This window comes from Leclercia sp. UBA2479, assembly GCF_002341985.1.
GTDB classification, from domain to species: domain Bacteria; phylum Pseudomonadota; class Gammaproteobacteria; order Enterobacterales; family Enterobacteriaceae; genus Enterobacter; species Enterobacter pneumoniae.
The window spans coordinates 61844-81575 of record NZ_DDPB01000001.1 but is presented as its reverse complement, the minus strand read 5'-3'; the positions used below and the strand labels follow the sequence as shown (position 1 = coordinate 81575).

The window sequence follows — 19732 nt, the reverse complement described above, 5'->3', positions numbered from 1 at the left end:
ACGTTTGTACAGGGTGACAGTGCCAGCCTCGGCAAGGCAACGGGAGAAAAGCTTCGGATCCAGATAACTTCAATAAACTAGCTATTTAAGCGATGAGCCGTAACGGGATACCAGATCCAGAGCCTTTTAAATGTGCATAAAAAAACCGGAAACGAGTGAACATTTCCGGATTCTTACACAGCCATAGGATTCATCAACTGATCCTTAACTGATCGATAATACTGCCTTAAGTAGCCTTTATAACATCAAGCTTTTTTCCCTTCATTGCTAACAGAAATCCGACAAAAATCCCCAATAGATCTAACTCGATCTGCTCAACGTTACCGCGAATTATAAAGTATCCAATGAAAGATAGTAAAATAATCATATAAGCATTTAGAGGAGAATAATGATCCTCCTTAAAGGCATGTTTTATACACTCTCTTAAAATACCCGCATATAAAAGAATTAGAGAAAGAAGTCCTGCAATGCCCATTCCGAACCACACAAATAAGGCAAGGTTATGAGGGCCAATCGATTTTTTAAACTTCCAGCCAGGATAGTCTACAACTCTGTTATTATAAACATAGTCATAAGCTTTATTTCCGAAACCGTAGCCTACCACAGGGTTTTCTTTAATTAAATCCAGAGCGCTGCCCTGCGTTCCATTTTCATAACGGTATGAACTGTCGGTTTGCTGCAACTTAAAAACTAACCTTGCAGTTATGTCTTTATGTGAAAATATGGCCGTTAATGCGAGCACCGCAATGATTCCGCCCAAAACCAATAACTTCCACTGTTTATACATTAGCGTCCACACAACGCCAACGATAAGCACAGCCAACCACGCGCCTCGCGAGAGCGTACCTAACATTAAGAAAAGATAAATGACACTTAATGCCAAAAATGCAATACGTGCTTTTGTCGTTTTGAATAGCCATAGGTTCAGCAGCGCTGGAAACAAAAATACCATTGAGTCAGAAATCGTACGATGCTTAAATGTCGTAAAAGGCATAATACCTTGCTGGTAATCTTGTAAATATAGAACCAGTTCGGTAAGTGAGCGTAAGCACAATGCGGTTAAAAATGAAAATAATATTATTTTAGATATTATTTCTCTACTTTCATTTTTTAATAAAACCGAAATTGTTATAGAGCTTAATAGAAGGTTTTCAACAACAGAGTTATTGATGGCTTTGAAGCTTGCTTTAAGATCTGGTGTGTGAAACAACGAAAAAAACGCCAAAACTGTTAATAATACTACGCTACCAAAAATGAAAGTCTTAAATAACGTTGCATAATGACTGGGTTGTTTGTACAAATAGACTATTGTAGAAATTGTCATCAAAATGACAATAAGATGCTTATAGCGAGTAATACCATCTAAAAAGTAAGTCGCAATGAACAAAAAAACCAATGCTCTGTTCCAGTATTGCTTCCAGTTTTTATTCTCATTATTGAAAAGTAATGCTAAGGCCATTTTTTCTCCGACGTTTGCTCACGAGAGTTAAAATTTAGACGTTAATTGGTCAAACACAATAGAAGCGGGTAAGTTCGCAAGCATTTTATTTGCAGAACGGCACTCCAACTGGTTCATCCCATAACCCCCAATCAACCCAGGATCCGTTGGGCCATATAAAGTGATATTTGGGCGATCCAGCGCCGCGGTAAGATGGCTCAGACCTGTATCCACCGACACAACAAATTTCGCGCCAGCCAGTACCCTCGCCACCTCTTCAAGACTCATTCGTGGCAACACTTCCACGTATTCAAACCCGTCTGCCAGCCTTTTGGCTCGCGCCTCTTCATGCGGCGCGCCCCACGGCAGTTTGATTCGAATCCCTGACGCTGCCAGTAATCCGATCAACTCTCTCCAGTTTGCTTCCGGCCAGTGTTTATCATCACGGGTCGTAGCGTGTAAAAATACCGCATACTGGCCTGCATCTGCATTAAGATGATTCAAAAAATGCTGCGCTATCGCATAGTCGCCCTGTGCTCGTGGTTTGCTGTAGCCCAGACTGAGCGCAAAAAGTTCACGAGTACGTTCCACTGCATGTTGCTGCTTTGGGACTGAGTGGCGTTGGTTATAGAAAAGCGAAGCCAGGGGTTCGCGGGCGGACTGCCAGTCCATGCCGTGCTTAATCCCGCGCGCGAGGCGGGTGACCAGCGCAGCGCTTTTAACCAGACCCTGCGCGTCGATAATCGCATCGTATTTTTCAGCCTGTACAGCCTCACGAAACGCTTTACGCTCTGCTTTTACCGGCGCTGAAAACCATGCTTTACGCCAGCGACGAATGGCTACCGGGATAACGCGATCGACCGCTGCATGCCAGGAGGGGATTTGAGCGAAACCTTCCTCAACCACCCAGTCAAATCGAATACCCGGTATTGCCTGCTGTGCGTCAGTCAGCGCAGGTAGCGTATGTAATACATCGCCCATTGAGGATGTTTTGACGATCAGAACCCGCATCTGTCAGCTTTCCTCTTGCAGTAACAGGCTGTTGAGTTCTTCAAGCACGCGCTGTGGAGTAATGTCGATGAGGCTTTGATGGTAACCCTCAGCCGCATCGCCTTTACGTACTTTGTGATAGCCCGTAATCAGGCGGATCACGCGAGCTTTGTGCGACAACGGTGGTGTAAAGTCCGGGCTGCTGGGGCCATAAAGGGCAACCAGCGGGCGGTTAAGAGCGGCAGCGACGTGCATCAGCCCTGAGTCGTTAGTGACTACGGCTTTACAGGCGGCTATCAAAATGACCGCCTGCTCAAGCTGAGTCTCTCCTGCCAGGTTACGACACCACGCCTGCTGCTCGTTGCTGAGTGTGGCGAGAATTTCATTGCCGGCTTCGTGATCTTTGGCTGAGCCAAACAACACAATTTGGAAGCCTTCATCAATAAGCTGTTTTGCCAGTTCGGCATAGTGGTAGTGCGGCCAGCGCTTTGCCGGGCCGAATTCTGCGCCCGGACAGAAGCCGATCATTGGACGTTCTGAAGAAAGACCAAACGTACTGCAAACCTGGGACTTTTCGCCGTCATTCACCTGCAGTTGAGGCCAGAGCAGGGGCTGCGGTAAGTCCTTCGCTGTTTGCATCACGCCTTTATCATAGGCCAGCGCCACATAGCGCTCGACCATGAGTGGCCAGGCATCTTTACCCAGCACGCGCGCGTCATTGAGCAGGCCGTAGCGCATTTCGCCGCGCCAGCCTGTACGATGAGGAATACTGGCAAAAAAAGGCACCAGAGCAGATTTAAAGGAGTTGGGCAGCACATAGGCGCGGTCATAGCGTCGTTCACGCAGACTGTGGCCGAGCTTACGTCGCTCGCCAATTTCCAGCGCCCCGTGGCCGAGCGGCATCGGGATCGCTTCGTTCACTTCTGGCATACGCGATAAGAGCGGACGGCACCACGCAGGTGCCATCACATCAATAATCGCCTGGGGATAACGCGCCTTGAGCGTGCGATAGAGACTTTGCGACATCATCATGTCGCCCACCCATGACGGTCCGATCACCAGTATCCTCATTGCTTGCCTGCCTTACGCGTCGCGGTTCAGCCAGGCCATATATTCCGTTACCCCTTCGGCAACGGTCTTGAACGGCTTGTCGTACCCCGCTTTACGCAGGTTTGTCAGGTCAGCCTGCGTGAACGCCTGGTAGCGGCCTTTCAGTTTGTCCGGGAACGGGATGTATTCAATGCTGCCTTTTTTGTGGTATGCCAGCGTGGCGTCAGCGACCGCCTGGAAGGACTCTGCGCGGCCTGTACCCAGGTTATAGATACCGGACACGCCGTTTTCCCAGAACCACAGGTTCACCGCTGCCACATCGCCCACGTAGACAAAGTCGCGCTTGAAGCCGTCGCTGCCTTCGAACAGTTTCGGACTTTCACCGTTATTCAGCTGAGTGTTAAGGTGGAACGCCACGCTCGCCATGCTGCCTTTGTGCCCTTCACGCGGCCCGTAGACGTTAAAATAACGGAAGCCAACAATCTGGGAATTTGCTTCAGGCAGCACCTGACGGACATATTCATCAAACAGGAATTTGGAGTAGCCGTAGACGTTCAGCGGCTGCTCATACTCGCGGGATTCGATAAAGTCAGATGTACGGCCGCCGTAGGTTGCTGCAGAAGAGGCATACAGGAACGGGATTTCACGTTCCAGACAGTAGTGCAGGATCTCTTTGGAGTACTGATAGTTATTGTCCATCATGTACTTGCCATCCCACTCGGTGGTGGAGGAGCATGCCCCCTCGTGGAAGATGGCTTCGATCTCGCCGAACTCTTCACCCGCCATAATCTGGATAAGGAAATCTTCTTTATCCATATAGTCAGCAATGTTCAGATCCACCAGGTTAACGAACTTGGTGCCGTCTTTCAGGTTGTCCACCACCAGGATGTCGGTGATGCCTTTGTCATTAAGGGCTTTAACGATGTTACTTCCGATGAAACCTGCGCCGCCGGTAACGATGATCATAACTGTAACCTTTGAAGTGTGGAGCCCGGGGACAATCCCGGATGCTAATGGTTCTATCATATCATTAGTATGGCGACCCTTCAGCCATTCACCGATACACCGCAGGGATACACGTGATTTATGCTGCAAAAACGACAACAGATGATGCGTCATCTCGTATCCCCGTATAGCTTTGGGTAATATGTGCCAAAATTTGCCGAGTCTGGAGAATTGCAATGCGTGGGGATTTTTACAAACAGTTAAACAGCGACCTGGAGACCGCACGTGCGGAAGGGTTGTTCAAAGAAGAGCGTATTATTACCTCTGCTCAGCAGGCCGATATCACCGTTGCCGACGGCAGCCATGTGATCAACTTCTGCGCCAACAACTACTTAGGTCTCGCGAATCATCCTGAGCTGATTGCCGCAGCCAAAAATGGCATGGACTCCCACGGTTTCGGTATGGCCTCCGTGCGCTTCATCTGCGGCACGCAGGATAGCCATAAGCAGCTTGAGCAAAAGCTGGCGAACTTCCTCGGGATGGAAGATTCCATTCTGTACTCCTCCTGTTTCGATGCTAACGGTGGTCTCTTTGAGACGCTGCTTGGCGCAGAGGATGCAATCATTTCCGACGCGCTGAACCACGCCTCCATTATTGACGGTGTGCGCCTGTGTAAAGCGAAGCGTTACCGTTACGCCAACAACGACATGGTTGAGCTGGAAGCCCGTCTGAAAGAGGCGCGTGAAGCCGGCGCTCGCCATGTGCTGATTGCCACCGACGGCGTATTCTCTATGGACGGCGTGATCGCCAATCTGAAGGGCGTATGCGACCTGGCGGACAAATACGACGCGCTGGTAATGGTTGATGACTCTCACGCCGTCGGCTTCGTAGGTGAGAATGGCCGTGGCTCGCACGAATACTGTGAGGTGATGGGCCGCGTGGACATCATCACCGGTACGCTGGGCAAAGCGCTCGGCGGCGCGTCCGGCGGCTATACCGCTGCGCGTAAAGAGGTGGTGGAGTGGCTGCGTCAGCGTTCTCGCCCGTATCTGTTCTCCAACTCGCTGGCCCCGGCGATTGTTGCGGCCTCTATCAAAGTGCTGGAGATGGTAGAAGCGGGCAGCGAACTGCGCGACCGTCTGTGGTCCAACGCTCGTCTATTCCGCGAGAAAATGAGTGCGGCAGGTTTTACCCTGGCGGGTGCTGACCACGCGATCATCCCGGTGATGCTGGGCGATGCGGTGGTGGCACAGAACTTTGCTCGCGAGCTGCAAAAAGAAGGAATTTACGTTACCGGGTTCTTCTTCCCGGTGGTGCCAAAAGGTCAGGCGCGCATCCGCACCCAAATGTCTGCGGCGCATTCGCCTGAACAAATTGAACGTGCGGTAGAAGCCTTTACCCGCATCGGTAAACAGCTGGGCGTAATTGCCTGAGGACGTGTAATGAAAGCGTTATCCAAACTGAAAGCGGAAGAAGGGATTTGGATGACCGACGTGCCGGAGCCGGAAGTCGGTCATAACGATCTGCTGATCAAAATTCGTAAAACCGCCATCTGCGGCACAGACGTTCATATCTACAACTGGGACCAGTGGTCACAGAAGACCATCCCGGTGCCGATGGTTGTAGGTCATGAATATGTGGGCGAAGTGGTCGGTATCGGGCAGGAAGTCAAAGGCTTCAAAATTGGCGACCGCGTCTCTGGCGAAGGTCATATTACCTGCGGCCACTGCCGTAACTGCCGTGGTGGACGTACGCACCTGTGTCGTAATACCGTCGGTGTAGGCGTGAACCGTCCGGGTTGTTTCGCAGAATATCTGGTGATCCCGGCGTTCAACGCCTTCAAAATCCCGGACAACATCTCTGACGATCTGGCCTCCATCTTCGACCCGTTCGGTAACGCGGTCCATACCGCCCTCTCTTTCGACCTGGTGGGCGAAGATGTGCTGGTCTCCGGTGCCGGCCCGATTGGGATTATGGCGGCTGCGGTTGCGAAGCACGTGGGTGCGCGTAATGTTGTTATCACTGACGTGAATGAGTATCGCCTGTCGCTGGCACGTAAAATGGGCGTGACCCGCGCGGTAGATGTTTCGAAAGAAAGTCTGAATGACGTCATGGAAGAGCTGGGTATGACCGAAGGTTTTGACGTCGGTCTGGAAATGTCCGGCGCGCCGCCAGCGTTCCGTACCATGCTCGACACCATGAACCACGGCGGTCGTATCGCGATGCTGGGTATTCCGCCTTCGGATATGTCTATCGACTGGAACAAGGTCATCTTCAAAGGGCTTTTCATCAAAGGCATTTATGGCCGTGAGATGTTCGAAACCTGGTACAAGATGGCGGCGCTGATCCAGTCTGGCCTGGATCTGACTCCGATTATCACTCATCACTTCTCTGTCGATGAGTTCCAGAAAGGCTTCGACGCCATGCGTTCCGGTCAATCCGGTAAAGTCATCCTCAGCTGGGACAAATAATAAAAAAGGCCGAATTATTCGGCCTTTTCTTATAAGGCTTGTCCGAAATGTTGTAAATAAATGTCATTTGTCATAAATATTGCGTAATTGAGTTATTGTCTCGTTGTGCTGCTAATTTTAATTACCTAACCTGAACGTCAATACACTTTACACTTAGACGCCGCATACATTGCCAGCCTTAATACTTTCTTAATATAAGGGCTGTACAATGCCGCGTAACCTCAAGGGTATTTGGTAAGTGATGATGAATAGTTCAATCAGGCTCAGTGTGATTATTCCGTTGTACAATGCGGCAAAGGACTTTAATGCCTGCATGGAATCATTAATCGGGCAAACATGGACTGCTCTGGAAATTATTATTGTCAACGACGGTTCTACAGATAACTCCGTTGAAATTGCACAATATTATGCTGAAAACTACCCCCACGTTAAGCTGATTCATCAGAGTAACGCCGGGGCCTCTGTCGCCCGTAACCGCGGGCTTGCCGTCGCTACAGGCGACTACGTCGCCTTTGTCGATGCGGATGACCTGGTCTATCCACATATGTACGAAACGCTGATGAAGATGGCGCTGGAGGACGATCTTGATGTCGCCCAGTGTAATGCTGACTGGTGCGTGCGAGAAACGGGCAGTACCTGGCAATCCATCCCTACCGATCGTCTGCGTTCTACGGGTATATTAACCGGCCCGGACTGGTTGCGCATGGCACTGGCATCACGCCGCTGGACGCATGTTGTCTGGATGGGTGTATATCGGCGTGAGGTTATTCTCAAAAACAAAATTATGTTTGTTCCGGGTTTACACCATCAGGACATTGTGTGGACCACTGAATTTATGTTTAACGCTGTCCGCGCAAGATATACCGAAGAATCTTTATATAAATATTTTTTACATGACCAGTCAGTAAGTCGTCTTAAAAGACAAGGGGATAAAAACCTTAATTACCAGCGTCATTATATGAAGATCACACGATTACTTGAGAAATTAAATCGTGACTATGCAAATCGCATTACGATTTATCCTGAGTTTCATCAGCAAATCACCTATGAAGCATTGCGCGTATGCCACTGCGTACGTAAAGAAAAAGATATCTCAACGCGCCAACGTATGATTGCTGAGATTTATGCTTCCGGGATGTATAAACGTATGGTTATGAACGTGCGCAGCGTGAAACTGGCCTGGCAGGCGATGCTGTGGACATATCGCCTGTGGAAATGGCGCGACAAAACGCTGTCGCCCCACCGTATTACCCGCAAAGTGCTCAATCTACGCTAACGTTTTTGCTACCGGGGGATCGCCCCCATCCCTGCCACTGATGCTGGAAATAGCTCACCAGCATGCTGTGAGCGATGCTGTCGCTCAGTACGCTAAAGAATCGGTCTGCATATACCGGCTCAGGCGCCCCCTTCGGTTTACAGATATTCACGCCGCGGAACGGATTTCGCGGGGTGTCAGGTGCATTGCCTTTCGGCGGCGTCATATTGGGTGTGGAAGTATCCACCTGCGGCTCGTTTAACAGGCTGCTTGGGCGCACCAGCGTAATGTCAGAGGGCAGCGTCGGTAGCATCTGCTGCAATACGCGCACGGTAGAAGGGTGGGGATGCCCAATCGCAATGGCAGAACCATTGCGGCGTGCCAGCTGAACGGCACGATTAAACTGCACGCGGATATCCGCCTCGTTTTGCGTATCGTCCAGGAACACTTTGCGCTTAATCACTTTCACGCCTGTACCCTGTGCCGCACGCATCGCCTGGCTGTTGCCAATGGTCATGCTGTCGAGGAAATAGAGGTTATAGCGCTCCAGCGCCTGCATCACCTTCTGCATTCCAAACAGGCTTGAGGTCATGGCGCTGCCCATATGGTTGTTCAGCCCCACCGCGTACGGTACTTTGCCGTAGGCCTCCCGGATGATGCGTTCAACCTCGTCGCTGCTCATTTCCGGGCGCAGTGTATCTTTTTCTAAGGGCTGTTTGCTTAGCGGTGCCATCGGCAAATGAATCAAGACCTCGTGACCGCTATTGTGCGCTTTGGTGGCCATCTCGCGAGCGTGGGGCGCGTTCGGTAATACTGCTACGGAGATAGCGGGAGGCATCGCCAGCACCTGATTTTCATTGTGCGGACGATAACCGAAGTCATCAATGACGATGGCAAGTTTGCCTGCGTAAACGGGTGCAACCAGCGCCAGTGCGCTGGCGACGGAGAGAACGATACGACGAAATTGAAGCAAAACTTATCTTCCCAACCACGGCTGTGGATTGACCGCCTGACCCTGGCGACGAATTTCGAAATAGAGTGACGGGCGGCCCTGACCGCCACTGCTGCCCACAAGGGCGATGGGTTGGCCGGCGCGCACCTGGGTGCCCACGCTGACCAGAGCGCTCTGGTTATAGCCGTAAAGACTCATATCGCCTTTACCGTGTTCCACCACTACCACCAGCCCGTAACCCTGCAGCCAGTCGGCCAGAATTACGCGGCCATCGGCAATGGCTTTCACTTCGCTACCTTCAGACGCACCGATAACAATCCCTTTCCAACGTAGCTCACCCTGCAGTTGTTCGCCATAGCGATGCAGAATTGTACCGCGTACAGGCCAGTAAGCCTGACCGCGCGGGGAGCCCAGGCCACCGGTACGCGACATCAATGAACGTTCGCTTTCAGTTGGTTTATAGGTGGTGCCTTTACGGGACGCTTCCTGCTGTTTGTTGCGTACAGCCTGCGCCTCGCGCGCCTCTTTTTCGGCACGCGCTTTGGCAGCCGCTTCCGCACGGGCAATGCTGTTACGCAATTTAGATTCGTTAGCGCGCATTTCGCTGAGCTGACTCTGACCAGCCTGAATGGAAGACTCCAGCCCGCTCAGCGTTTTTTTACGCTCGTTGCGCGCCTGCTCCAGCTTCGCCTGCTGCGCCTGCTGTTCGTAGAGCAAGGTCTGCTGCTGGCTCTGCTTCTCTTCCAGCTCGGCTTTTTGTGAGGAGACCTCTTCGCGCGTCTGTTTCAACTGCGCAATGGTCTCCTGACGCGCCTGGTTCAGATAGCCAAAATAGGCCTGCAAACGCTGGCCACGCTGACTCTCTTCACCGCTCAAAATCAATTGAATGCCGGTATGTTCGCCCTGACGGAAGGCCGCGTCGAGCTGCGCCGCAAGATTACGCTCCTGGCTAATGCGCTGGCGTTCAAGTTTGGCGATCGACGCGTTCATTTCATCGATTTGCTTGTTAAGCTGAGTGAGGATGTTTTGAGTTTCGCGCAATTTACGCGTCGCGGCGGAAATCGCCTCTTCCTGCTGCTTAAGTTGCGCAAGCAGTGCGGCGCGCTGCTGTTGTTGCTGGCGTACCGCACGCTCTTTCGCGGCGATATCGGCCTGAATAGATTTAAGCTGATCCCGGTCATCCGCATGGGCGGACGCAGCGCACAGCAATACGCCAGCGCTGAGCGCGCTGGCGTAAAGCAGAGGTCTGACTGATAACCGTATCGGCTTCACGACCCATGTGATTGAAAAAATCGCCTTTCCCCTCATGGGGAAGGATTATTCCACGATGAACAGCGCCTTGCCAGTCATCTCTTTCGGGATTTCCATACCCATCAGCGTCAGCATAGTGGGCGCGATGTCAGAAAGCTTGCCGCCTTCGACCGCTTTCACTGATTTATCACCCACGTAGATCAGCGGAACGGGCAGGTTCGTGTGCGCCGTATGTGCCTGCCCGGTAGACGGATCGCGCATCTGCTCGGCATTGCCGTGGTCGGCGGTGATCAGCAGTTGTCCACCCACCGCTTCCACCGCTTTCGCGACCTGCTCAACGCAGTGATCCAGGGCTTCAACGGCTTTCACCGCGGCTTCCATTACGCCGGTATGACCAACCATGTCGCCATTTGGGTAGTTACAGATGATGGTGTCGTATTTCCCGCTCTCGATTGCCGCCACCAGTTTTTCAGTCAATTCTGCAGAGCTCATTTCAGGCTGCAGATCGTAGGTCGCTACTTTCGGGGAGTTAATCAGAATACGATCTTCGCCGCTGAACGGCTCTTCGACGCCGCCATTAAAGAAGAAGGTAACGTGAGCATATTTCTCGGTTTCGGAGATACGTAGCTGGGTTTTGTCATTCTTCGCCATCCACTCACCGAAGGTATTCTCCAGCGAAGCAGGGGGATAGGCGCAAGGGGCATTGATGTCAGCGGCGTATTCGGTCAACTGGATGTAGTCGAGATTGACCACTTTTTTACGGGCGAAGCCGTCGAAATCGCGGTTTACAAACGCACGGGTAATTTCACGGGCACGATCGGCGCGGAAATTCATGAAGATCAAAGCATCGCCATCGTTCATGGCGGCATCAGGCTGGCCTTCAGCGCGAATAACGGTCGCTTTCACGAATTCGTCGTTTTCATCCCGTGCGTAAGCGGCTTCCAGGCCTTCGACGGCGGTCGCAAACTGGAATTCACCTTTTGCCAGCGTCATCAGGTCATAGGCCTGCTCAACGCGATCCCAGCGATTATCGCGGTCCATGGCGTAGTAACGGCCGATGAGAGAAACCACGCGCCCTTTACCCAAAGCAGCAAACTTCTCTTCAAACAGCTGCAGAGAGTGTTTAGCGCTACGCGGTGGGGTATCGCGACCATCAAGGAAGGCGTGAAGATAGATTTTTTCTGCACCGCGTTCTGCCGCCAGCTCGACCATCGCCAGAATATGATCTTCGTGGCTGTGCACACCACCTGCAGAAAGCAGACCCATAATGTGTACTGCTTTGCCTGCCGCTACCGCTTTATCTACCGCGCCGCACAGGGTCGGGTTAGCAAAGAAAGTCCGTTCTTTAATTTCAACATCCAGACGGGTGAGATCCTGGTAAACAATGCGCCCGGCGCCCAGGTTTACGTGTCCGACTTCGGAGTTGCCCATCTGGCGATCCGGCAGACCAACTTCCAGACCGGAAGCATCAATCAAGGTATGAGGACGTTTAGCCCACAGTGCATCCATGACCGGGGTTTTGGCGTTGAGAATGGCGTTATCCTGACTCTCTTCACGGTAGCCATAGCCATCCAGGATCACCAGTACCATAGGTTTTTTCGAAACCGACATTGCGACAACCTCTGTGCGTAATAGACAAAAAATTTGCGTAATTTTACTACAGCTGAATCGTGCAAATAGCCGCAGAAGATCAAAGAAACCCGCGGGGCAGAGGTTCTTCAGGGCAATTTTGGTCTTTTTTTTCGTGGCAGGCCGCAGAAAATGGATTAGCTTAGTGTCGCTGGCTGTATTTGCTCCAACGCGCAGGTATACTCCTGTCCTGGTTTTTTATTCACTTAGTCGGGAGTCGTTACCCCCCATGCAAGAAATTATGCAATTTGTTAGCCGCCACCCCATACTTTGTATCGCGTGGATTGGTTTACTGGCCGCTGTGCTGTTCACTACTTTCAAAGGCCTCACGTCTAAAGTGAAAGTGATCACTCGTGGCGAAGCAACGCGTCTTATTAATAAAGAAGACGCGGTGGTTGTCGATCTGCGTCAGCGTGACGATTTCCGTAAAGGGCACATTGCAGGCGCTATCAACCTGCTGCCCGCTGAAATCAAAGCAAACAATTTTGGCGAACTGGAAAAGCATAAAGAGAAACCGATTATCGTTGTGGACGGTACCGGCATGCAGGCTCAGGAGCCCGCCAATATTCTCTACAAGGCAGGCTTTGAAAAAGTGAGCGTCCTGAAAGAGGGTATCTCCGGCTGGAGCGGCGAGAATCTGCCTCTGGTTCGCGGCAAATAAACAGGAGTTAAGTCATGGCCAATATCGAAATCTATACCAAAGCGACCTGCCCGTTCTGCCATCGCGCAAAAGCGCTGCTGGACAGCAAAGGTGTCTCTTTCCAGGAGTTGCCGATTGATGGCGACGGCGCGAAGCGTGAAGAGATGATTAAGCGAAGTGGCCGCACGACGGTTCCGCAGATTTTTATCGATGCGCAGCACATTGGCGGCTGTGATGATTTATATGCGCTCGACGCGCGCGGCGGGCTTGATCCTCTGCTGCGCTAAGGCGTTTTAAGACAATAAAAAAAGGGTTTTTTTCATGTCAGAACAAAACAACACCGAAATGACTTTCCAGATCCAGCGCATTTATACCAAGGATGTCTCGTTTGAGGCTCCAAATGCGCCGCATGTTTTCCAGAAAGACTGGCAGCCAGAGGTTAAACTTGATCTTGATACCGCATCCACCCAACTGGCGGATGACGTGTATGAAGTCGTGCTGCGTGTGACCGTAACTGCTTCTCTGGGCGAAGAAACGGCGTTCCTGTGTGAAGTACAGCAGGGTGGTATCTTCTCTATCGGTGGCATTGAAGGCAACCAGATGGCGCATTGCCTGGGTGCATACTGCCCGAACATTCTGTTCCCGTATGCCCGTGAGTGCATTACCAGCCTGGTTTCTCGTGGTACATTCCCGCAACTGAACCTTGCGCCGGTGAACTTCGATGCGCTGTTCATGAACTATCTGCAGCAGCAAGCTGGCGAAGGTACTGAACAACATCAGGATGCCTGATGAGTACTGTTAATGCGTCAATGACTGTGATCGGTGCCGGCTCTTACGGCACCGCTCTTGCCATTACTCTGGCAAGAAATGGCCACCAGGTTGTGCTCTGGGGCCATGACCCAAAACATATCGCAACGTTGCAAGCCGATCGCTGTAACGTGGCGTTCCTCCCTGATGTGCCTTTCCCCGACTCACTGCACCTTGAAAGCGACCTCGCGACGGCGCTGGCGGCCAGCCGTAACATTCTGGTTGTGGTACCCAGCCATGTGTTTGGCCAGGTTCTGCGTCAGATAAAACCGCTGATGCGAGCCGATGCGCGTATCGTCTGGGCGACCAAAGGGCTGGAAGCCGAAACCGGACGTCTGCTGCAGGATGTGGCGCGCGAAGCGCTGGGGGATGAGATACCGCTGGCGGTGATCTCCGGTCCGACATTTGCGAAAGAGTTGGCAGCGGGTCTGCCTACGGCCATCTCTCTGGCGTCCACCGATGAGACTTTTGCCGACGATTTGCAGCAGCTTCTGCACTGCGGTAAGAGCTTCCGTGTCTACAGTAACCCCGATTTTATCGGCGTGCAGCTGGGTGGTGCGGTGAAGAATGTGATTGCCATCGGTGCCGGGATGTCCGACGGTATTGGCTTTGGTGCCAATGCGCGAACAGCGCTGATCACCCGTGGCCTGACCGAGATGTCCCGACTGGGCGCTGCGCTGGGTGCCGATCCTACAACCTTTATGGGCATGGCGGGGCTGGGCGACCTGGTGCTTACCTGCACCGACAACCAGTCACGTAACCGCCGCTTCGGCATGATGCTCGGACAGGGCATGGATGTCACGGGCGCGCAGGAGAAGATTGGTCAGGTGGTTGAAGGCTACCGCAATACCAAAGAAGTTCGCGAATTGGCGCACCGTTTTGGTGTCGAAATGCCAATAACCGAGGAAATTTATCAGGTATTGTATTGCGGAAAAAATGCGCGCGAGGCAGCATTGACCTTATTAGGTCGTGCGCGAAAGGACGAGCGCAGCAACGAAGCCTCCCCGAAATAACCGGGGCCGCAGGGTAATAACCAATAACCCTGCAGCCTGATGTCGGTCGGGGATAATCGCAGGGATCCTTTGTCATCCAACGACACGGCCAGCAGAGACTGGCCGGTCGTACCATTACGTCTGGAGTAAGCAATGCCGTGTGAAGAACTGGATATCGTCTGGAACAATATTAAAGCCGAAGCCCGGGCTTTGGCCGACTGTGAGCCTATGCTGGCCAGCTTTTATCACGCGACGCTCCTCAAGCATGAAGATCTTGGCAGTGCCCTGAGTTATATGCTCGCCAATAAATTGTCTTCCGCCATTATGCCCGCCATTGCCATTCGCGAAGTGGTCGAAGAGGCCTATGCCGCCGACCCGGAAATGATCGCCTCTGCCGCCTGTGATATTCAGGCTGTACGCACGCGTGACCCGGCGGTGGATAAATACTCCACCCCTCTGCTTTACCTGAAAGGGTTTCATGCGCTGCAGGCCTACCGCATCGGCCACTGGCTGTGGAATGAAGGCCGCCGCGCGCTGGCGATTTTTCTGCAAAACCAGGTTTCGGTCACCTTCCAGGTCGATATTCACCCGGCCGCGAAGATTGGGCGGGGCATCATGCTCGACCACGCCACCGGTATTGTGGTGGGTGAAACGGCGGTGATCGAAAATGATGTTTCGATCCTGCAGTCGGTGACCCTGGGCGGTACCGGTAAAACCAGCGGCGATCGCCACCCGAAAATTCGTGAAGGGGTGATGATTGGTGCCGGGGCGAAGATTCTGGGGAATATCGAAGTGGGGCGCGGTGCGAAAATTGGTGCCGGCTCAGTGGTATTGCAACCTGTTCCTCCTCATACCACCGCCGCAGGCGTTCCGGCGCGTATTGTCGGCAAGCCCGATAGCGACAAGCCGGCGATGGATATGGATCAGTTCTTCAACGGTATTCACCATACCTTTGAGTATGGTGATGGCATTTAACTTCTGAGGATGGCGCCGGCATAACCTAGCTGGCGCCAGGCTTCATAAACCACCACCGACACCGCATTAGAGAGGTTCATACTGCGGCTGTCCGGCATCATCGGAATACGAATTTTTTGCTCAGCAGGCAGCGCATCCAGAATCGTTGCGGGCAGGCCGCGCGTCTCTGGGCCAAACAGCAGATAATCCCCTTGCTGATAGCTCACGGCACTGTGCGCTGGCGTACCTTTGGTGGTCAGGGCAAACATGCGCTGGGGTTTCTCTGCATCCAGAAAAGCCGCGAGATCCCGATGGCGAACCACGGCGGTAAATTCATGGTAATCCAGCCCCGCGCGACGCAGGCGTTTGTCGTCCCACGTAAAGCCCATTGGCTCAATGATATGCAGGCGAAAACCGGTGTTAGCGCACAGGCGGATGATATTGCCGGTATTCGGCGGAATTTCTGGTTCGAAGAGTACGATGTTAAGCATGCTGACTGCCCCCTTATTTGCGGGGGGCAGGATAGCATTTTCACTACGCCGCGTCGCCCTGCGACAAGGGGGCCAGTGCAGCCGGAAGCTTACTCAACTCTTGCACCAGAGAGTCTTTGCTGATCTCACTAATCGACCTCGCGCCAGTTAGCGTCATCGCCACCCTCATCTCTTTCTCGATCAGGTTCAGCAGATTCGCCACGCCCGCCTGGCCGTGCGTCGCCAGCGCATAGAGATAAGCGCGCCCCAGCAGCACGCTGTCTGCGCCCAGCGCAATCATGCGTACCACATCCAGCCCGTTGCGGATGCCACTGTCGGCCAGGATGGCGATATCCCCTTTCACCGCGTCGGCAATGGCAGGCAATGCCCGTGCTGAAGAGAGCACCCCATCCAGCTGGCGGCCACCGTGGTTAGAGACCACAATGCCATCGGCACCAAAACGGACCGCATCGCGGGCATCTTCCGGATCGAGGATCCCTTTGATCACCATCGGGCCGTCCCAGAATTCACGGATCCACTCCAGGTCTTTCCAGGAGATGGAGGGATCGAAGTTATTCGCCAGCCAGCCGATGTAATCCTCCAGCCCGGTGGGTTTCCCCAGATAGGTAGAGATATTCCCCAGATCGTGTGGACGGCCGTTAAGTCCCACATCCCATGCCCACTGAGGATGGGTCACAGCCTGCCAGTAGCGACGCATCGCTGCATTGGCGCCGCTCATACCTGAGTGGGCATCACGATAGCGCGCGCCGGGGGTGGGCATATCCACCGTAAAGACCAGCGTCGAACAGCCGGCCGCTTTAGCGCGCTCCAGCGCGTTGCGCATAAAACCGCGATCGCGCAGGACATACAGCTGGAACCACATCGGGCGCTTAATGGTCGGCGCCACCTCTTCAATGGGGCAGACGGAAACGGTGGAGAGGGTAAAGGGAATACCTTTCGCATCGGCCGCCGCCGCGGCCTGCACCTCTCCACGCCGGGCATACATGCCGCACAAACCCACCGGCGCCAGAGCCACCGGCATCGAGAGCGTTTCGTTAAACAGCGTTGTCTCGAGGCTAAGATCGGACATATTCTTCAGCACGCGCTGACGCAGGGCCACTTCCGACAGGTCTTCTACATTACGGCGCAGCGTGTATTCGGCATAAGCACCGCCGTCGATATAGTGAAACAGGAACGGGGGCAGGATGCGCTTCGCTGCGGCGCGGTAGTCACTGGCTGCGGAAATAATCATGCTTTGGTCTCCCTGGTAGTGTCGTTGTCGCCAGGCAGACGGGTAATACGCGCCTGTCGGGCCTGATCTTCATCGAATTGTTTGATGGTGGTGTGGACAAAGCCCAGATGCGCCATCATCGCCTTGCGCGCCGCTTCGGCATCTCCGTTCAGAATGGCGTTCAGCACCGCCTCGTGCTGCTCAGTCAGGCGGGCAAAGACCGGCGGCACCTGATACATACGCTGGCGGCTCTGCTTCACGGAGGATTGCAGCAGGTCGAAAAAACCGCGCATGGTCTGCAGCAGCACCACGTTGTGCGAGGCTTCAGCAATGGCAAGGTGAAAACGGACATCCGCCTGGGAGGCGATATCCGGGTCGGGGCTTTGCGTCGCGTCGAAGCAGGCTTTAAGCTTCTCTTTGTCGGCCTCCGTCGCCCGCATGGCCGCATGCCATGCCGTGCTGGTTTCGATCGCGTGACGCGCTTCCAGGATATCGAAGCTGTAGTCCGGATCGTTCTCCATCAGCGTTTTTAACGGTTGAACAATGTTTTGTTCCGACCAGTCATCATGCTGCCAGCGCACAAAAGTGCCGCCGCCACGACGGCTCAGCAGCACCCCTTCATTCACCAGCGTCGCCAGGGCTTCACGTAACGAGTTACGCGAAACGCCAAGCTGGGCTGCCAGCTGGCGCTCGGCGGGCAATTTCATGCCCGCCTCCAGCTGTTGTTCTTTAATCAGCGTCTTTACGCGAGAGGCAATCTCGTCGGAAAGACGTCTGGGCATCACTATCATGGAATCATCCAGGTTAAGACGTAGGCCTGTAGCGTGGTGATCACGCCCACCATACAGGTGAATATCAGGCTGTGTTTGACGGTAAAGCGGAACAAATCGGACTCCTTGCCCACCAGGCCTACCGCCGCACAGGCGATAGCGATGGACTGCGGCGAGATCATTTTGCCGGTCACCCCGCCGGTCGTGTTAGCCGCGACAAGCAGGACGTCGGAGACGCCAATCTGCTGGGCCGCCGTCGCCTGTAGCGCAGCAAACAGGGCGTTGGACGAGGTATCTGACCCGGTCAGGAACACACCCAGCCAGCCGAGGAACGGCGAGAAGAAGGTAAACGCGTGCCCGGTATGCGCCAGGGCCAGGGCCAGCGTCGACGACAGCCCGGAGTAGTTCGAGATAAACGCGAACGCCAGAACCATCCCGATGGAGTAGATCGGCAGCGCCAGCTCTTTCAGCGTGCTGGCAAACGTCTGCACCGCGGCGGCAGGCTTCATGCGCAGCCACACCACAGAAAGAATAGCGGCAAACAGGATGGCCGTACCGGTGGCGGAGAACCAGTCGAACTTATAGACCGCCGCATAGGGTGTCGCCTCGCTAACCACCGGCGGCATACGCGCGACCATCTTGTCGAGGAAGGGCACGGAGATATTAATCACCATGTCATACAGCGCGCCGCCTGGGGCGAACAGGGCTTTAAACGGCGGAATGCTCCACAGGGTGACGGTTGCCGTCAGGAACAGGAAGGGCGACCAGGCGCGAATGATTTGTCCTGGAGTATAACCGGTACGCGCCAGGGTCTGATCGACGTGTGAGGCGCCCATATCGGCAAAACGGAAAATACGCACCGGCTGCCAGCGCTTGAGGAACAGCGTCAGGCATACCAGAGAAACCAGCGACGAGATAATGTCCGGCAACTCCGGGCCGAGGAAGTTGGAGCTGAGGTACTGAGCGATGGCGAAGGAACCGCCTGCGACCATCACCGCAGGCCAGGTCTCTTTCACGCCGCGCCAGCCGTCCATAATCGCCATGATCCAGAACAGCACAATAATGGTCAGGAACGGCAGCTGACGTCCTACCATCTGGCCAATCTCAAAGCTGTCCAGCCCGGTCACCTGACCGGCCACCAGAATCGGGATCCCCATTGCGCCAAAGGCGACCGGCGCGGTGTTAACGATCAGACAGAGACCGGCGGCATAGAGCGGGTTAAAGCCTAAACCTACCAAAAGGGCTGCGGTGATGGCCACCGGCGCGCCAAAGCCAGCCGCCCCCTCCAGGAATGCCCCAAAAGAGAAGCCGACAATCAGCATTTGCAGGCGCTGGTCCGGTGTGATGGAGAGAATCGACGAACGGATAATGTCGAACTGACCGGTTTTTACCGAGATTTTATAGACAAATACGGCGGCAATAATAATCCATGCGATGGGCCATAGACCGTAGAAGAAGCCATAGACAACCGAAGCCAGCGCGCGATCGACCGGCATTTTATAAAAGAACAGCGCGACCAGCAGGGCGATGGCGACAGTCCAGGTCGCGGCAAGGTAGCCCTTCAGCTTGAGCTTAATCAGCGCAAAGAAGAAGAACAGAATGGGTAGCGATGCGATCAGGCTCGATAGCCAGATATTGCCGGCCGGATCGTAGTTTTGTTGCCAGAGGCTCATTGCAGGTCTCCTGAGGACCACCCGCCCTGTACGCGGTGAGTCTGCGCTCATCTCAACGTCACAATGCGTGTAAAAGTGGTCCTGCCAATAGGGTGATGTAGGGGTAATGACAATGAATGGTTAACCAGATGTTATGATTGGGCAACGATTTTGTGATGGGAAATAATGGAAATGTGAACCAGTGGACAGTCAAAGGGGGAATTGGTTGGGCCAA

The 19732-nt window shown here is 53.6% G+C and carries 19 protein-coding genes; 8 read left to right on the top strand and 11 right to left on the bottom strand.

The features are described from left to right. Positions 1–226: 226 nt before the first annotated feature. The 4 genes from rfaL to rfaD are packed head-to-tail and all read right to left on the bottom strand — an operon-like array spanning position 227 to position 4444. The gene (gene rfaL / locus B3B59_RS00380) at positions 227–1459 is read right to left on the bottom strand and encodes an O-antigen ligase RfaL (protein WP_286772313.1); all 1233 of its coding nucleotides are present in this window, start codon (positions 1457–1459) and stop codon (positions 227–229) included. 27 nt (positions 1460–1486) lie between these two features. Continuing rightward, positions 1487–2449 (bottom strand): lipopolysaccharide heptosyltransferase RfaC, encoded by a 963-nt coding sequence (gene rfaC, locus B3B59_RS00375; RefSeq protein ID WP_286807861.1) that lies wholly within the window; start codon positions 2447–2449, stop codon positions 1487–1489. Positions 2450–2452: 3 nt separating this feature from the next. After that, positions 2453–3499, bottom strand: coding sequence for an ADP-heptose--LPS heptosyltransferase RfaF (gene rfaF / locus B3B59_RS00370; protein ID WP_286807860.1), 1047 nt, complete (start codon positions 3497–3499; stop codon positions 2453–2455). Positions 3500–3511: 12 nt separating this feature from the next. Continuing rightward, positions 3512–4444, bottom strand: coding sequence for an ADP-glyceromanno-heptose 6-epimerase (gene rfaD, locus B3B59_RS00365; RefSeq protein WP_046886296.1), 933 nt, complete (start codon positions 4442–4444; stop codon positions 3512–3514). Positions 4445–4659: 215 nt separating this feature from the next. Between rfaD and kbl the strand changes: the two genes are divergently transcribed. The 3 genes from kbl (at position 4660) to B3B59_RS00350 (ending at position 8170) form a co-directional block, all read left to right on the top strand. Continuing rightward, positions 4660–5856, top strand: coding sequence for a glycine C-acetyltransferase (gene kbl, locus B3B59_RS00360; protein WP_046886295.1), 1197 nt, complete (start codon positions 4660–4662; stop codon positions 5854–5856). Positions 5857–5865: 9 nt separating this feature from the next. Next, entirely contained in the window at positions 5866–6894 is a 1029-nt protein-coding gene (tdh, locus tag B3B59_RS00355) for an L-threonine 3-dehydrogenase (RefSeq protein WP_040077852.1), read from the top strand. Positions 6895–7135: 241 nt separating this feature from the next. Further along, complete coding sequence (locus tag B3B59_RS00350; RefSeq protein ID WP_286807921.1) at positions 7136–8170, top strand: glycosyltransferase; 1035 nt, start codon at positions 7136–7138, stop codon at positions 8168–8170. On the opposite strand, the gene B3B59_RS00345 is transcribed toward B3B59_RS00350, so the two are convergent. Genes B3B59_RS00345 through gpmM form a run of 3 tightly spaced genes read right to left on the bottom strand, consistent with a single transcriptional unit; the run spans position 8157 to position 11963 of the window. After that, the gene (locus B3B59_RS00345) at positions 8157–9122 is read right to left on the bottom strand and encodes a divergent polysaccharide deacetylase family protein (RefSeq protein WP_286807859.1); all 966 of its coding nucleotides are present in this window, start codon (positions 9120–9122) and stop codon (positions 8157–8159) included. The genes B3B59_RS00350 and B3B59_RS00345 overlap by 14 nt on opposite strands. Before the next feature lie 3 nt (positions 9123–9125). Further along, positions 9126–10385 (bottom strand): murein hydrolase activator EnvC, encoded by a 1260-nt coding sequence (gene envC, locus B3B59_RS00340; RefSeq protein ID WP_286807920.1) that lies wholly within the window; start codon positions 10383–10385, stop codon positions 9126–9128. Between the two features lie 33 nt (positions 10386–10418). After that, positions 10419–11963, bottom strand: coding sequence for a 2,3-bisphosphoglycerate-independent phosphoglycerate mutase (gene gpmM, locus B3B59_RS00335; protein ID WP_286807858.1), 1545 nt, complete (start codon positions 11961–11963; stop codon positions 10419–10421). 247 nt (positions 11964–12210) lie between these two features. Here gpmM and B3B59_RS00330 point away from each other — a divergent pair, with 247 nt between their 5' ends. From B3B59_RS00330 to cysE, 5 genes are all read left to right on the top strand, one after another. Continuing rightward, positions 12211–12642 carry a rhodanese-like domain-containing protein gene (locus B3B59_RS00330; protein ID WP_046886290.1) on the top strand — a complete coding sequence of 144 codons (432 nt, stop codon included), beginning with the start codon at positions 12211–12213 and terminating at the stop codon, positions 12640–12642. Positions 12643–12656: 14 nt separating this feature from the next. Then, positions 12657–12908, top strand: coding sequence for a glutaredoxin 3 (gene grxC / locus B3B59_RS00325; RefSeq protein ID WP_040077862.1), 252 nt, complete (start codon positions 12657–12659; stop codon positions 12906–12908). Positions 12909–12942: 34 nt separating this feature from the next. Beyond that, positions 12943–13410 (top strand): protein-export chaperone SecB, encoded by a 468-nt coding sequence (secB, locus tag B3B59_RS00320; RefSeq protein ID WP_014168079.1) that lies wholly within the window; start codon positions 12943–12945, stop codon positions 13408–13410. Then, positions 13410–14441 carry an NAD(P)H-dependent glycerol-3-phosphate dehydrogenase gene (gene gpsA, locus B3B59_RS00315; protein ID WP_046886289.1) on the top strand — a complete coding sequence of 344 codons (1032 nt, stop codon included), beginning with the start codon at positions 13410–13412 and terminating at the stop codon, positions 14439–14441. The genes secB and gpsA overlap by 1 nt, the downstream gene beginning before the upstream one ends. Positions 14442–14573: 132 nt before the next feature. Beyond that, the gene (gene cysE, locus B3B59_RS00310; RefSeq protein WP_040077864.1) at positions 14574–15395 is read left to right on the top strand and encodes a serine O-acetyltransferase; all 822 of its coding nucleotides are present in this window, start codon (positions 14574–14576) and stop codon (positions 15393–15395) included. Here the strand turns inward: cysE and trmL are convergent. Genes trmL through lldP form a run of 4 tightly spaced genes read right to left on the bottom strand, consistent with a single transcriptional unit; the run spans position 15392 to position 19518 of the window. After that, entirely contained in the window at positions 15392–15865 is a 474-nt protein-coding gene (gene trmL / locus B3B59_RS00305) for a tRNA (uridine(34)/cytosine(34)/5-carboxymethylaminomethyluridine(34)-2'-O)-methyltransferase TrmL (protein ID WP_040077865.1), read from the bottom strand. The genes cysE and trmL overlap by 4 nt on opposite strands. 43 nt (positions 15866–15908) lie before the next feature. After that, positions 15909–17096, bottom strand: a complete 1188-nt coding sequence (gene lldD, locus B3B59_RS00300; protein ID WP_040077866.1) for an FMN-dependent L-lactate dehydrogenase LldD — start codon at positions 17094–17096, stop codon at positions 15909–15911. Further along, a complete protein-coding gene (lldR, locus tag B3B59_RS00295) occupies positions 17093–17866 on the bottom strand; it encodes a transcriptional regulator LldR (protein WP_040077867.1) in 774 nt (257 codons plus the stop codon). Before lldR ends, lldD begins: the two co-directional genes overlap by 4 nt. Next, positions 17863–19518, bottom strand: a complete 1656-nt coding sequence (gene lldP / locus B3B59_RS00290) for an L-lactate permease (protein WP_040077868.1) — start codon at positions 19516–19518, stop codon at positions 17863–17865. The genes lldR and lldP overlap by 4 nt, the downstream gene beginning before the upstream one ends. Positions 19519–19732: the final 214 nt, after the last annotated feature.

Coding starts and splice junctions, on each gene's coding strand:
- secB (WP_014168079.1), top strand. CDS start 12,943: ATGTCAGAACAAAACAACACCGAAATGACTTTCCAGATCCAGCGCATT.
- lldR (WP_040077867.1), bottom strand. CDS start 17,866: ATGATAGTGATGCCCAGACGTCTTTCCGACGAGATTGCCTCTCGCGTA.
- cysE (WP_040077864.1), top strand. CDS start 14,574: ATGCCGTGTGAAGAACTGGATATCGTCTGGAACAATATTAAAGCCGAA.
- kbl (WP_046886295.1), top strand. CDS start 4,660: ATGCGTGGGGATTTTTACAAACAGTTAAACAGCGACCTGGAGACCGCA.
- rfaD (WP_046886296.1), bottom strand. CDS start 4,444: ATGATCATCGTTACCGGCGGCGCAGGTTTCATCGGAAGTAACATCGTT.
- rfaF (WP_286807860.1), bottom strand. CDS start 3,499: ATGAGGATACTGGTGATCGGACCGTCATGGGTGGGCGACATGATGATG.
- grxC (WP_040077862.1), top strand. CDS start 12,657: ATGGCCAATATCGAAATCTATACCAAAGCGACCTGCCCGTTCTGCCAT.
- B3B59_RS00330 (WP_046886290.1), top strand. CDS start 12,211: ATGCAAGAAATTATGCAATTTGTTAGCCGCCACCCCATACTTTGTATC.
- trmL (WP_040077865.1), bottom strand. CDS start 15,865: ATGCTTAACATCGTACTCTTCGAACCAGAAATTCCGCCGAATACCGGC.
- lldP (WP_040077868.1), bottom strand. CDS start 19,518: ATGAGCCTCTGGCAACAAAACTACGATCCGGCCGGCAATATCTGGCTA.
- lldD (WP_040077866.1), bottom strand. CDS start 17,096: ATGATTATTTCCGCAGCCAGTGACTACCGCGCCGCAGCGAAGCGCATC.
- B3B59_RS00350 (WP_286807921.1), top strand. CDS start 7,136: ATGATGAATAGTTCAATCAGGCTCAGTGTGATTATTCCGTTGTACAAT.
- tdh (WP_040077852.1), top strand. CDS start 5,866: ATGAAAGCGTTATCCAAACTGAAAGCGGAAGAAGGGATTTGGATGACC.
- rfaC (WP_286807861.1), bottom strand. CDS start 2,449: ATGCGGGTTCTGATCGTCAAAACATCCTCAATGGGCGATGTATTACAT.
- gpmM (WP_286807858.1), bottom strand. CDS start 11,963: ATGTCGGTTTCGAAAAAACCTATGGTACTGGTGATCCTGGATGGCTAT.
- gpsA (WP_046886289.1), top strand. CDS start 13,410: ATGAGTACTGTTAATGCGTCAATGACTGTGATCGGTGCCGGCTCTTAC.
- rfaL (WP_286772313.1), bottom strand. CDS start 1,459: ATGGCCTTAGCATTACTTTTCAATAATGAGAATAAAAACTGGAAGCAA.